This is a genomic window from Parafrankia irregularis (assembly GCF_001536285.1).
Classification (GTDB): Bacteria; Actinomycetota; Actinomycetes; order Frankiales; family Frankiaceae; genus Parafrankia; species Parafrankia irregularis.
Window position 1 is genome coordinate 143,757 of sequence record NZ_FAOZ01000011.1, and the last position, 12,971, is coordinate 156,727.

Annotated in this window: 12 protein-coding genes; 4 read left to right on the forward strand and 8 right to left on the reverse strand. The window is 71.5% G+C overall.

Going from position 1 to position 12,971, the window contains the following annotated elements:
• Positions 1-66: 66 nt before the first annotated feature.
• The 4 genes from egtA to egtD are packed head-to-tail and all read left to right on the forward strand — an operon-like array spanning position 67 to position 5,202.
• Positions 67-1,722 carry an ergothioneine biosynthesis glutamate--cysteine ligase EgtA gene (gene egtA, locus AWX74_RS18910; protein WP_091278470.1) on the forward strand — a complete coding sequence of 552 codons (1,656 nt, stop codon included), beginning with the start codon at positions 67-69 and terminating at the stop codon, positions 1,720-1,722.
• On the forward strand, positions 1,704-3,161 hold the full coding sequence (gene egtB, locus AWX74_RS18915) for an ergothioneine biosynthesis protein EgtB (protein ID WP_091278474.1): 1,458 nt from the start codon (positions 1,704-1,706) through the stop codon (positions 3,159-3,161). Before egtA ends, egtB begins: the two co-directional genes overlap by 19 nt.
• Positions 3,162-3,175: 14 nt before the next feature.
• Positions 3,176-4,003 carry an ergothioneine biosynthesis protein EgtC gene (gene egtC, locus AWX74_RS18920; protein WP_091278477.1) on the forward strand — a complete coding sequence of 276 codons (828 nt, stop codon included), beginning with the start codon at positions 3,176-3,178 and terminating at the stop codon, positions 4,001-4,003.
• Positions 4,004-4,044: 41 nt separating this feature from the next.
• Positions 4,045-5,202 carry an L-histidine N(alpha)-methyltransferase gene (egtD, locus tag AWX74_RS18925; protein ID WP_091278480.1) on the forward strand — a complete coding sequence of 386 codons (1,158 nt, stop codon included), beginning with the start codon at positions 4,045-4,047 and terminating at the stop codon, positions 5,200-5,202.
• A gap of 43 nt (positions 5,203-5,245) precedes the next feature.
• Here the strand turns inward: egtD and ilvD are convergent, their stop codons facing one another.
• From ilvD to rpsF, 8 genes are all read right to left on the reverse strand, one after another.
• Complete coding sequence (gene ilvD, locus AWX74_RS18930; RefSeq protein WP_091278483.1) at positions 5,246-7,099, reverse strand: dihydroxy-acid dehydratase; 1,854 nt, start codon at positions 7,097-7,099, stop codon at positions 5,246-5,248.
• Between the two features lie 238 nt (positions 7,100-7,337).
• Positions 7,338-8,576 (reverse strand): hypothetical protein, encoded by a 1,239-nt coding sequence (locus AWX74_RS40080; RefSeq protein ID WP_091278486.1) that lies wholly within the window; start codon positions 8,574-8,576, stop codon positions 7,338-7,340.
• A gap of 24 nt (positions 8,577-8,600) precedes the next feature.
• Positions 8,601-8,960 (reverse strand): antibiotic biosynthesis monooxygenase family protein, encoded by a 360-nt coding sequence (locus tag AWX74_RS18940; protein ID WP_054569145.1) that lies wholly within the window; start codon positions 8,958-8,960, stop codon positions 8,601-8,603.
• Positions 8,961-9,068: 108 nt separating this feature from the next.
• Complete coding sequence (dnaB, locus tag AWX74_RS18945) at positions 9,069-10,427, reverse strand: replicative DNA helicase (RefSeq protein ID WP_054568815.1); 1,359 nt, start codon at positions 10,425-10,427, stop codon at positions 9,069-9,071.
• A gap of 757 nt (positions 10,428-11,184) precedes the next feature.
• Positions 11,185-11,631: a 50S ribosomal protein L9 gene (gene rplI / locus AWX74_RS18950; RefSeq protein WP_006543270.1), complete on the reverse strand. Its 447-nt coding sequence runs from the start codon at positions 11,629-11,631 to the stop codon at positions 11,185-11,187.
• A gap of 10 nt (positions 11,632-11,641) precedes the next feature.
• The gene (gene rpsR, locus AWX74_RS40785) at positions 11,642-11,878 is read right to left on the reverse strand and encodes a 30S ribosomal protein S18 (protein WP_006543269.1); all 237 of its coding nucleotides are present in this window, start codon (positions 11,876-11,878) and stop codon (positions 11,642-11,644) included.
• Between the two features lie 63 nt (positions 11,879-11,941).
• A complete protein-coding gene (locus tag AWX74_RS18960) occupies positions 11,942-12,550 on the reverse strand; it encodes a single-stranded DNA-binding protein (RefSeq protein ID WP_091278628.1) in 609 nt (202 codons plus the stop codon).
• Positions 12,551-12,613: 63 nt separating this feature from the next.
• Positions 12,614-12,940 (reverse strand): 30S ribosomal protein S6, encoded by a 327-nt coding sequence (rpsF, locus tag AWX74_RS18965; protein WP_255354775.1) that lies wholly within the window; start codon positions 12,938-12,940, stop codon positions 12,614-12,616.
• Positions 12,941-12,971 lie beyond the last annotated feature (31 nt).

Sequence of the window (12,971 nt, forward strand, 5' to 3'; positions counted from 1 at the left end):
TGGGGAGAACGCCCTCACGATAGGCGCCTGTCGACGTCGCCGAGGCGCAGGGAGAGGAGCCACTCGATGCCACTTCGCGTGACACCTGAGGCTTCTGGACGCAGGCAAACGGGTCGGACCAGCCCAAACGGCCCGACCGGTCAGCCCGAGACGACCGACGAGGCGGCCCACATAAAGATCACATCCGCATCTGCTTCCTCCGATGAGTCCGCCGCGGCGGAGCTGCGGTCGTTCGACGACCTCGTCGAACTCGCCATCCACGACGTCACCAGCGCCGATGCCAGAGCCGAGGGCTCGGCCGGGTCCGGAGCAGGAGCGGGAGCCTCGGCCGGAGAAGGAGCCACCGGACGGGCGGACATGCGCCGGGTCGGCATCGAGCTCGAGTGGCTCGTCGTCGACGTCGCACGTCCCTCCCGCTCCGTCCCGCCGGACGAGACGGCTGCGGCCCTCATCGAGGCGCTCGGAACCACCGGGGCACCCGGAACCGCAGGGGCATCCGCCCGGTCGGGCCTGCCGGGGCCAGGACCAGGGCCGGAGGCCGGAGCGCCGGCCTCTCCAACCTCGCCAACCTCGCCGGCCTCGCCCTCACTGCCCTCGCTCCCCGGCGGCAGCCGGCTCACCTTCGAACCGGGCGGGCAGCTCGAGCTGTCCGGTCCGCCGCTCGCCCTGGCGGACGCCGTCGCCGCGATGCGCGGCGACCTCACGCTCGTTCGCGGCGCGCTCGCCCGCCACGGCCTCGGTCTGGCCGGCCTCGGGGTGGACCCGCTGCGGCCGCCGCGCCGCCACACGGCGGCCTCCCGGTACGTAGCGATGGAGGAGCATTTCCGCGCCGTCGGCGGTGAGGCCGGGCTGACGATGATGTGTTCCACCGCGTCCGTCCAGGTCAACCTGGACAGCGGTGCCGACGTCACGCAGACCGTCGAGCGTTTCCGGCTCGCCCACGCCCTGGAGCCGGTGCTGATCGCGATGTTCGCCGCGTCGCCGATGCCAGCCGGCCAGCCGCTCACCTGGCAGTCCGGCCGGCAGGAGGTCTGGGCCAGGATCGACCCGAGCCGCACCGGCCCCGTCCTGCCCGACCCGACGGTGCCGCCGACCGAATGGAACCCGCGCGGCGGAACCGACCATCTGGCCTGGCTGTGGGCGCGGTACCTGCACGACGCCCACCTCATGATGATCGCGGGGGACGACGGCGAGTATCAGGCCGTCGGGCACCGGGCGACCTTCGGCGACTGGCTGGCGGGCGGGCGGGCCGCGCCGAGCACCCGCCGGCCGACGCGCCAGGACCTCGGCTGGCACGCGACGACCCTCTTCCCACCGGTCCGTCCACGCGGCTGGCTGGAGCTGCGTTACCTGGACGCACAGCCGTCGGAGCTGTGGCCGGTCCCGGTGGCCGTCGCGTCGGTCCTGTTCGACGATCCGCTCGCCGCCCGCGAGGCCCTCGCGGCCAGTGTCGCGGTCGCCGGCCGGGCCCGGCTGGCGGCCCGGCTGGGGCTGCGGGACCCGGCGCTGCACCGCGCGGCGGTTCGGTGCGTCGACCTCGCCGTGGAGGCGCTCACTCGCGCCGGCGGTGATCCGGAGCTGCGCCTCGCCGTCGAGGCCTTCGCGGATCGCTACACCCGCCGGAGACGCTCGCCGGCCGATGACCTGAGCCTGCGCCTCGCCGCCCGCGGGCCGGCGGAGCTGCTACGCGAGGAGGCGTCCCAGTGCGTCCTGGTCCCCTGACCGCGGCGGCGGTGGCCGGCGAGCTCGACGCCGCCCGGCGCCGCTCCCTGGCCTACACCGACCTCACCGACGACGATCTGCTGCGCCAGCACTCCCCCCTGATGTCGCCGCTGGTGTGGGACCTCGCCCACGTCGGCAACTACGAGGAGATCTGGCTGCTGCGCGCGCTGACCGAGGCCAGGGAGCTGCACGCCGGGCTGGACGACATCTACGACGCGTTCCGGCACAAGCGGGCCACCCGGACGTCCCTGCCGCTGCTCGGCCCGGCCGAGGCCCGTGGCTACCTGCGGGACGTCCGCGCCCGGGTGCTGGACGTCCTCGCCGCGCTGGAGCCCGATCTGCTGCTGCCACGTCCCGGCGCCGAGGCGGGGGCGAGGACAGGGGCAGGGGCAGGGGCAGGGGCGGAGCCGGTTCCGCGGAACCGGCTGCTGGCCGACTCGTTCGTGTACGGCATGGTCATCCAGCACGAGCACCAGCACGACGAGACGATGCTCGCCACGCTGCAGCTACGCACGGGGCCGCCCGTCCTGGCGGACCCCGCGGACACAGACGGCCCGCACGCAGACGGCCCGGGCGGAGAGGGCCCGGACGGAGCAACCGCCGGCATCTCGGCACGGGCGGCGGGCGACGCGGGCGAGGTCCTCGTCCCGGCCGGCGAGTTCACGATGGGGACGTCGACCGAACCGTGGGCCTACGACAACGAACGGCCCGCGCACACCGTCCACCTGCCCGCCTTCCACATCGGCCGGTTCCCGGTCACGAACCGGGCGCAGATGGAGTTCATCGCCGACGGCGGCTATGACGACGAGCGTCTCTGGTCGGCCGACGGCTGGGCCTGGCGCTGCGCGGAGCATCTGAGCGCGCCGCTGTTCTGGTCCCGCGACGGCGATGTGTGGACGCGACAGCGCTTCGGGCGGGTCGAGCCCGTCCCGCCGGACGAGCCGGTGCAGCATGTGTGCTGGTATGAGGCCGAGGCGCACGCCCGCTGGGCCGGGCGGCGGCTGCCCACGGAGGCCGAGTGGGAGAAGGCCTGCGCGCACGACCCTGTCACCGGGCGTTCACGGCGGTATCCATGGGGCGACACCGACCCGACGTCCGAGCTTGCGAACCTGGGGCACGGGCGGGCCAGGCCCACACCGGTCGGTAGCCGGCCGGCCGGGGCCAGCCCGTGCGGAGCCGAACAGATGATCGGGGACGTATGGGAGTGGACCGCGAGCGGATTCACTCCGTATCCCGGATTCGCCTCGTTCCCGTATCGGGAGTACAGCGAGGTCTTCTATCCTCAGGGCGGCGAGTCCGCCCGTTATCGGGTGTTGCGTGGCGGTTCCTGGGCGACCCACTCCAGTGCGGTCCGGTCCACGTTCCGCAACTGGGACTTTCCGATCCGCAGGCAGATCTTCGCCGGGTTCCGGCTCGCGCGCGACGCCGGGCCATCCTGAGGAAGGGGGCACCTGTGTGCCGCCATCTGGCCTGGCTCGGGGCACCTCGCACGCTCGCGGCGCTCACCGTCGACCCGCCGTTCGGCCTGCTGCGCCAGTCCTGGGCGCCACGCCGGATGCGGCACGGAACCATCAACGCAGACGGTTTCGGAGTCGGCTGGTACACACCGGCGCTGCGCCCGGAACCGGCGCGTTACCGACGCGCCGTGCCCATGTGGACGGATGCCTCGTACGAATCGATCGCGGGAACGATCAGTTCGTCCTGTGTGCTCGCCGCCGTGCGCAGCGCGACTGTCGGCATGCCGGTGGAGGAGACCGCGACGGCGCCGTTCACCCACGGCACGCTGCTGATGAGCCACAACGGCCGGGTGAACGCCGAGGCCGCGATGAGTGAGCTGCTGGCCCGGCCCGGCGCACCGGTGCCGGACTCCCGCTGCGACTCGGCCATCGTGGCCGCCCTGCTCTGGGAGAGCACGTCCCGGCTGCCACTGCCGAAGGCCGTGGCGGATGTCGTACTGACCCTGAGTGAGCTCACCGAACCGGACGGGACCCCGGCCCGGCTCAACCTCCTGGTCACGGATGGCACCCAGATCGTGGCCACCACCTGGCGGGACACCCTCAGCTACCGGGCGGGGCCGGACGGCGTTCTCGTCGCGAGTGAGCCGGACGACGACGACAGCGATGACAGCGACAGCGCCAGCGATGACAGCGACGACAAAGGTGACAGCGACGACAGCGGCAACAGCAACAACGGCGACAGTTCGGGCTGGTTCGACGTACCCGACCTACATCTCCTGGTGGCCGACACACGCAAAGTCACTCTTAGTAGTTTGATCTCTTAGAACGGCTACTGTGAGTCGCACGAGTAGACGGAGGGCCCACGTTGACATCCAGGACACCCGCAACTGCCACGGGAGCGCGCGGGTCCGCCTTCGCCGGAGCCAGCGGCGGCGACCCGAGCGGCATCCGCGACGAGCCCACCCGACCGCAGGACGCAACAGCCAACGGATTGGGGTCGGGGTCGGTGCCGGTCACCGGTATCACTGTCACACGCCACCTCGCCGCCGCCGAACGGCACGCGTCCCTCACCGCCGACGTCCGCGCCGGGCTGACCGCGAATCCGCGCGAGCTGCCGCCCAAGTGGTTCTACGACGCCACCGGCAGCCTGCTGTTCGACCGGATCACCCGGCTGCCCGAGTACTACCCGACCCGGCGCGAACACGCGGTGCTCGCCGCCAACGCCGCGCGGATCGCCACGGCCTGCCCGGCGACGACGCTGATCGAACTGGGTTCGGGCACCTCGGAGAAGACCCGTCTGCTCCTGGACGCGCTGCGCAACGCCGGGGTGCTCCGTCGCTTCGTCCCGTTCGACGTCGACGAGGAGACCCTGTTGCGGGCGGGCCAGGAGATCCTCCGCTCCTACCCGGGCACGTCCGTGCACGCCGTGGTCGGCGACTTCGAACGCCACCTGGCCTTCCTCCCCGGCTCCGCGAGCGGCGACAGCGGGAGCGCGGGCGGCGTGGCGGCCGACCGGCGGCTCGTCGCCTTCCTCGGCGGCACGATCGGGAACCTGCGTCCCGAGACCCGCGGCACGTTCCTGCGCGCCCTGCGAGACCAGTTCCACGACGGCGACGCGCTGCTGCTCGGCACCGACCTCGTCAAGGACCCCGCCCGCCTGGTCGCGGCGTACGACGACAGCGCCGGTGTGACGGCAGCCTTCAACCGCAACGTGCTCTCCGTGATCAACCGGGAGCTCGACGCCGACTTCGACCTGCGCGGCTTCGCGCACGTCGCGGCCTGGGATCCGGAGAACTCCTGGATCGAGATGCGGCTGCGCAGCGTCCGCGAGCAGGAGGTCAGCGTGCGCGCCCTCGGCCTGGTCACCCGCTTCGGCGCGGACGAGCAGATGCGCACCGAGATCAGCGCCAAGTTCACGCTCGAAGGCATCCGGGCCGAACTCGCGGCGGCCGGCCTCGGCACCAGCGCGCAGTGGACCGACCCGGACGGCGACTTCGCGCTGACGCTGGCCGTCCCGGCCTGAGCCGGGACGGCCGCCAGGCCGGTCGTCAGGACCCAGCCGCTGATCAGCCGGTGATCAGCCGGACGTCGCGGGCGGCGCCGGTCGACGCCGAGGTCGCCATCGCCGCGTACGCGCGCAGCGCGGCCGACACCTGGCGCTCCCGGCCCACCGGGCGGTAGCCGGCACCGGCCTCGATCTCCGCCCGGCGCGCAGCGAGCTCCTCCTCCGGCACCAGCAGCTCCAGCCGCCGGGTCGGGATGTCGATCTCGACGATGTCGCCGTCACGCACCAGCGCGATCGGCCCGCCGTGCGCCGCCTCCGGCGAGACATGGCCGATCGACAGGCCCGAGCTGCCGCCGGAGAAACGGCCGTCGGTGATCAGAGCGCACTGCGGGCCGAGCCCACGGCCCTTGAGGAACGCGGTCGGGTAGAGCATCTCCTGCATGCCCGGGCCGCCGCGGGGGCCCTCGTAGCGGACGATGATCACATCGCCGGCCTTGACGACCTTGTTCAGGATCGCGTCGACCGCGGCCTCCTGGCTTTCCACCACCACAGCCGGACCGCGGAACGACCACTGGCTCTCGGGGACGCCGGCGGTCTTCACCACGGCGCCGTCGGGCGCCAGGTTGCCACGGAGCACAGCGAGACCACCGTCGGCCGAGTAGGCGTGCGCCACCGAGCGGATGCAGCCCTTCTCCGCATCGGTGTCGAGGGTGTCCCACCGGTTCGTCGAGCTGAACGGCTCGACGGTACGCACCCCGCCGGGCGCCGCGTGGAACAGCTCGACCGCGTCCGGGGACGGATCCGCGCCGCGCACGTCCCAGCGGTCGAGGAACTCGCGCAGGCTCGCCGCGTGCACACTGTGCACGTTCGGGTCGAGCAGCCCACCGCGGTCGAGCTCACCGAGGATCGCCGGGATCCCGCCGGCCCGGTGGACGTCCTCCATGTAGTAGTCGGTCGAGCTCGGCGCCACCTTGCACAGGCAGGCCACCGACCGGGAGATCTGGTCGATGTCGTCGAGCGTGACGTCGACACCGGCCTCGACGGCGGCGGCGAGCAGGTGCAGCACCGTGTTCGTGGAGCCGCCCATCGCGACGTCCACCGTGAAGGCGTTGCGGAACGCGGCCGCGGTCGCGATCGAGCGCGGAAGGACGGCCTCGTCGTCCTTCTCGTAGTAGCGCCGGGCCAGGTCGACGACCAGACGGCCGGCCTCGACGAACAGACCGCGGCGCGCCGCGGAGGTCGCCAGCGCCGACCCGTTGCCCGGCAGCGCCAGGCCCAGCGCCTCGGTCAGGCAGTTCATCGAGTTCGCGGTGAACATCCCGGAACAGGAACCGCAGGTCGGGCAGGCGGAACGCTCGATGGTGTCGAGCTGCTCGTCACTCACCGCCGGGTTCACCGCGGCGATCATCGCGTCGATCAGGTCCAGCCGGGAGCGGGCCACCCCGCCGGTGATGACGGCCTGCCCCGACTCCATCGCCCCGCCGGACACGAACACGGTGGGGATGTTCAGCCGCAGCGCGGCCAGCAGCATGCCCGGGGTGATCTTGTCACAGTTGGAGATGCAGACCAGCGCGTCGGCGCAGTGCGCGTTGACCATGTACTCGACGCTGTCCGCGATGATCTCCCGGGACGGCAGGGAGTACAGCATGCCGCCGTGGCCCATCGCGATCCCGTCGTCCACCGCGATGGTGTTGAACTCCTTGGCCACGGCACCGGCCTCGACCACCGCGTCCGCGACGATCGTCCCCAGGTCACGCAGGTGGACGTGACCCGGGACGAACTGCGTGAAGCTGTTCGCGATCGCGACGATCGGCTTGCCGAAGTCGTCATCCGTCATGCCGGTGGCCCGCCAGAGAGCGCGGGCACCGGCCATGTTGCGGCCGTGGGTGGTGGTGCGGGAACGCAGAGCGGGCATCTCGACCTCTGGGCTGGAATTACGGGGCACGAACGGACGGTGTGCTCGGGACGCCAGACCTGGGCTCGGGCGGGTGGGCACCGATCCGCATCGTCCGCATCGCCCGCACAGCGGGGCCGACACCGAGGTTCCCGAGCCGACCGCAGACACTCCAGGCGCGCCCCGGTCCGGAGGCTCGCCACCGCTCAGGCTACGCCTTGCATCCGTCGGGACGTCGTCGGGACGGCCACGGTGCCGGTCAGGGCGTCCAGCCTCGGCCCGGGCCGGAACCCGGGTCGTCGGTCCCGTCGGTGTCGTCGATGTCGTCGATGTCGTCGATGTCCGACGGACCCGTCGGTCCGTTCGGCGCCGAGGGCGGCCCGGACGTGCCTCGCCGACCGGTGCGGCCAGGTCGGTCAGGCCCACCCGGCCCCGGTGGCCTGTCGGGCCCGCTGGGCCGGCCGGGACCGGAACCCGAGGCGGAGTCGGGGCCAGGGCCGAAACCGGAACCGGGGCCGAGACCGGAGCCGCCGGACTCGGTGGCCAGGAACTCCAGCCAGGTCGGATCGATATCCGCTTGCGCGTTCGGATCCGGCCGGTCGGGATCCGGCACCGGCGTCTCCGGCACCGGCACGTCGGCTTCGGGGAACAGGCCTGGCGTTGACGGATTCCCATGGGCAGCGTCCCCGGGCGCCGGTTCCGCGGAACCGCGGGCCGGTTCCGCGGAACCGGGTGGGGGAGTCCCGGGCAGACCAGTGCCTGCTTCCGGCGGCGGTGCCGCGAGCGGGTAGCCGGCCCGACGGCCGGCGCCCGGCGGCGGCTGGGGGGCGGGCGTCCAGCCCGGCTCATCAGGCCGGCCGTGCGGCGGGACGAACGGCTCACCGGCCGGCGTCGCGGCTCCGGGGTAGCCCGGGTGGGCGACCTGACCCGCATTACCCGGGTACCCCGGGTAGTGGGGTGGATACCCCTGATACCCCGGGACGCCCGGACCGCTCCCCGGGTAGTGCGGGTACCCCGGCGGACCGTACGGCCCATATGGGCCAGCCACCCCCGGCGCTCCGGGCACCCCCGGCGTTCCGGGTGCTCCGGGCGCTCCCGGTGCTCCGGGAACGCCGGGCGCACCCCCCGGCTGGGCGGTGCCGTACCCGACTGGACCTCCGAGCAGTCGCGAACCCGGCTGTGGCCCCGTCGCCCGGTTGAAGCGCGCGACCGTTCTCGACCCGTGCCGGCCTCGCCACCACCGGTTGATCAGCACCACGAGGACCAACGAGGCGACGGTGCCCAGCAGCGGCGCGACGTCGTGGTTCTCGTACCCGATCAGCTGGTAGACGCTCAGCACACCGATGAAGGCGTAGCCGGTCACGAAGAAGACGATCGGGCGGAACCTCACCCGCTCGACCACCCTGCGCAGCACGATCGCGACGAACAGCCACAGAAGGAAACCGAAGAAGACGGCGGTGAGCGGAGCGAAGACGAGGTACTCGAAGAACGTGGCCATCGGTTCAGGCTGGCCCGGGGCGCGCTAGGCCGACGAGCCCGGCGCGGCCGGCTCCGGGCGGTCCGCGATCGCCACGACGTGTTCCACCGACGGGTCACCGGCGAAGAACGGCGACAGCGCCGCCCGCCACCGGGTGAACCGGTCGGAGCCGCGGAACGTCTCGGTGTGTGCCTCCAGGCTGTCCCAGTCGACGAGCAGCACGAACCGGGACGGCGACTCGACACCCCGCGTCATCCGGACGGACCGGCATCCAGGGGTGCTGACCAGCTCGTGGCGGACAAGCCGATAGGCGGCCGCGAAGTCGTCCTCGCTGCCAGGCCTGACTTCGAACCTCGCGACCTCGACCACCCCGGAGTCGCGCGGGGGAACACCGGAAACGCTCATGGCGTCCAGTCTGTCACCGAGGACCGGGGACTTCAGGCCGGCTGCCACGACCAGTGGCACGTTTGCCCGTGGTCCGACGCTGCGATGCGGTCGTGACGCGACCTGCGATCAGTTGGCCATGTCGACGAAGCGCGAGTAGTGGCCCTGGAACGCGACCGTCACCGTGCCGGTGGGGCCGTTACGGTGCTTGGCGATGATGAGGTCGGCCTCGCCGGCGCGGGCGGACTCCTTCTCCACCGCGTCCTCGCGGTACAGCAGGATGACCGCGTCGGCGTCCTGCTCGAGGCTTCCGGACTCACGCAGGTCGGACACCTGCGGGCGCTTGTCGGCCCGCTGCTCGGAGGCACGGTTGAGCTGCGAGATCGCCACGACCGGAACCTCCAGCTCCTTCGCCAGCAGCTTCAGTGACCGCGAGATCTCGCTGACCTCCTGCTGGCGGCTCTCCACCTTCTTCGGCGACGACATGAGCTGCAGGTAGTCGAGGATGACCAGGCGCAGGTCGTTGCGCTGCTTGAGGCGCCGGGCCTTGGCCCGGATCTCCATCATCGTGAGGTTCGGGCTGTCGTCGATGTACAGCGGCGCCTCCGCGACCTCGCCCATCCGCCGGGCGAGCCGGCCCCAGTCGTCGTCCGTGAGCCGACCGGTGCGGATGTTCTGCAGCGACACCCGCGCCTCCGCGGAGAGCAGCCGCATGGTGATCTCCATGCGGCTCATCTCCAGCGAGAAGATGACCGATGTCATCCCGTTCTTGATGGACGCGGCCCGGGCGAAGTCCAGGCCCAGGGTGGACTTTCCGACCGCGGGCCGGGCCGCGACGATCCAGAGCTGGCCGCCGTGCAGGCCGTTGGTGAGCTCGTCGAGGTCGGTGAAGCCGGTCGGGACGCCGGTGAGCGCCCCGTCATGGCCCTGGATGGCCTCGATCTCCTCCAGCGCCGGGTTGAGCAGCTCCCCGAGGGGGGTGTAGTCATCACTGGACCGCCGCTCCGTCACCTCGTACACGGCGGCCTGGGCCCGGTCGACGACCTCGCTCACGTCGGGTGCGGGGCCGAAGGCGAGCTGGACGATGCGGGTACCGGCTTCGGCGAGCCGGCGCAGGACGGCCTTCTCCGCGACGATCCGGGCGTAGTAGCCGGCGTTCGCCGCGGTCGGGACGCTGGAGATCAACGTGTGCATGTAGGCGGGCCCACCGACCCGCTCCAGCAGGTTCTGCCGGCCGAGCTCGGCGGCGACGCTGATGACGTCGGCCGGCTCACCCCGCCCGTAGAGATCACCGATCGTCTCGAACACGGTCGCGTGTGCCGGCCGGTAGAAGTCGTTCGCGGTGAGCACCTCGACGACGTCGGCGATCGCGTCCTTCGAGAGCAGCATCCCGCCGAGCACGCTCTGCTCGGCCGGGAGATCGTGCGGCGGGGTCCGGTCGAACTCGACCGGCGCTCCGGACCCGCGATTGATATCGGTGACGCTCACGCCCTACCCCCCCGCCCTGGGCCCACCCGAACCCGGCCCGTCGACGGCGGGCCCACCCGACGCAGGCCCGCCCCAGCCACCGAAATCGAACCTATGTTCGATTGGCCTGCGGGACCTGTCAACTCGCCCGTCCGCCCGACCACCTCAAGATCATTAATCCCCCGCCCGTACGGACTATCCCGATCCAGGGGATAGCTAGCCAGTGTGGAGGGTCCGACAGTAGGCGCAGACACAGGGAGGCTCCAAAAAGTTGTCCACAGCACCCTGTGGACAACCTGTTGGTAACTGCGGAAGATCTGGGGACCACCTCGGGATAGTGCCCCGCCCGGTTGTGGACAGGGCCCAGCGATCCTGACGCGAACCCGCAGCGCGCAACGGCCAGCGGCCCGATCCAACCTGTGGACGGAAAATAGTTCAGCCGACTTTCGGGCTACTGCGCCGGCTGGCCCATTCGGGCTATATCGCCCTAACGTCCGATCTCGCCCTCCGCAGCTGGCCCCCGCCACCACATCACCAGGTCACCAGGTCACCAGACGGACCGAACGCCCAGTGGACGCCGATCCCGTTCGCCTCAAGTGTCCCGCTGCCGCTTCCGCCTCCTGGGCGCACACGCCGACCGGACACCGATCCACAGTGATCTACACGTGGCAGCGGCAAAGAAACGCGGCGCCGACGACAAGGCGTGGCGCCGCGGATGGACCGTCACCGGTGCCGCGGCGCCCCCGGCGAGGGGGCAGCCGCGACACCGGTGGCGAAGTCAGGCCGAGACGACCTGAACGGTCAGCTTCGCGGTGATCTCCGGGTGCAGGTGGACCGAGACGGAGTGCGAGCCGAGCGCCTTGATCGGCGTGCTCAGCTCGACGCGGCGGCGGTCCAGCTCCGGGCCCCCGGCGTTGGTGACGGCGGCGACGACGTCAGCCGCGGTCACCGAGCCGAACAGCCGGCCCTCCTTGCCCGCGCGGCCGGTCAGCCGCACGGACAGACCGGCCAGCTGGCCGGCGATCTCCTTGGCGTGGTCGAGGTCACGCACAGCGCGCGCGTCCCGCGCCCGCTTGATCTGCGCGACCTGACGCTCGGCGCCGCGGGTCGCGAGGATCGCGTACTTGCGCGGCACCAGGTAGTTGCGCCCGTAGCCGTCGGCCACGTCGACGATGTCCCCCGGGCTACCGAGGCCGGGGACCTCCTGGGTGAGGACGAGCTTCATCTCATCCCCCTCAGCGAGCCGTCGAGGTGTACGGAAGCAGCGCCATCTCGCGGCTGTTCTTCACCGCGGTCGCCACGTCACGCTGGTGCTGGCTGCAGTTACCGGTCACCCGGCGGGCGCGGATCTTCCCGCGGTCCGAGATGAACTTGCGGAGCAGCGAGGTGTCCTTGTAATCGATGTAGTGAACCTTGTCCTTACAGAAGACGCAAACCTTCTTCTTGGGCTTGCGCACGGCCGCCTTGGCCATGGATGTGCTCCTACCTCTTTGGTTACGCGAGTTCCGATCGCGCGTTGAAGACATTCGACCGCCTTAGAACGGGGGTTCGTCGGAATAGCCGCCAGCTGGCTGTGACCACGGGTCGTCTGCGGGGCCGCCGCCGGCGTAACCGCCGCCGCCGCCACCGCCCTGACCACCGCCGTAGCCGCCGCCGGGGCCACCCTGGCCGCCGCCGTAGCCGCCGCCGCCCTGACCACTTGGACCGCCAGGACCACCCTGGCCACCACCGAAACCGCCGCCCTGGCCGCCGAAGCCACCGCCACCGCCACCGCCACCGCGGGAAGCCTTGGTGACCTTCGTGGTGGCGTAGCGCAGCGACGGGCCGATCTCGTCAACGTCAAGCTCGATGACAGTGCGCTTCTCGCCCTCGCGGGTCTCGAAGGAGCGCTGCTTGAGACGGCCCTGAACAATCACGCGCGAACCCTTGGTGAGGGATTCGGCGACATTCTCGGCCGCCTGGCGCCAGATCGAGCAACGCAGGAAGAGCGCCTCGCCGTCCTTCCACTCGTTCGTGTTGCGATCGAGTGTGCGCGGGGTCGCCGCGACCGTGAAGCTCGCGACCGCGGCGCCGTTCGGCGTGAAACGCAGTTCGGGATCGCTGGTCAGGTTGCCGACGACCGTGATCACCGTCTCACCGGCCATGATCACGCTCCCCTCGCTGGACGGCCCGTGCCGGCGCGCTGCGCGCCGAACGGGCGGCTCGCGTCACGCCGCTGCCCGGCGGGGGGCCCGCGGAGCCTTCGGCTCGGGCAGCCGGATCACCTTGGTGCGGATGACCGACTCGTTCAGCACGAGCTGGCGGTCCAGCTCGGCGACGATGGCCGGCTCGGTGTGCAGGTCGATGACCGCGTAGATGCCCTCGTAGCTCTTCGCGATCTCGTAGGAGAGCCTGCGCCGGCCCCAGACGTCGACCTTCTCGACGACCCCGCCGCCCTGGCGGACGACATTGAGGTACTGGTCGAGCGAGGGAGCGACCGTACGCTCCTCGAGCTCGGGGTCGAGGATCACCATCAGTTCATAGTGGCGTGGCAAGGTTGAACCCACCTCCTGTGGACTCTAACGG

What these genes read in the sequence shown, in the direction of transcription:
- AWX74_RS18940 (WP_054569145.1), bottom strand. Translation starts at nt 8,960, where the DNA reads ATGAGCGTTTCCGGTGTTCCCCCGCGCGACTCCGGGGTGGTCGAGGTC.
- AWX74_RS40080 (WP_091278486.1), bottom strand. Translation starts at nt 8,576, where the DNA reads ATGGCCACGTTCTTCGAGTACCTCGTCTTCGCTCCGCTCACCGCCGTC.
- ilvD (WP_091278483.1), bottom strand. Translation starts at nt 7,099, where the DNA reads ATGCCCGCTCTGCGTTCCCGCACCACCACCCACGGCCGCAACATGGCC.
- AWX74_RS18960 (WP_091278628.1), bottom strand. Translation starts at nt 12,550, where the DNA reads ATGGCCGGTGAGACGGTGATCACGGTCGTCGGCAACCTGACCAGCGAT.
- egtA (WP_091278470.1), top strand. Translation starts at nt 67, where the DNA reads ATGCCACTTCGCGTGACACCTGAGGCTTCTGGACGCAGGCAAACGGGT.
- rpsR (WP_006543269.1), bottom strand. Translation starts at nt 11,878, where the DNA reads ATGGCCAAGGCGGCCGTGCGCAAGCCCAAGAAGAAGGTTTGCGTCTTC.
- rplI (WP_006543270.1), bottom strand. Translation starts at nt 11,631, where the DNA reads ATGAAGCTCGTCCTCACCCAGGAGGTCCCCGGCCTCGGTAGCCCGGGG.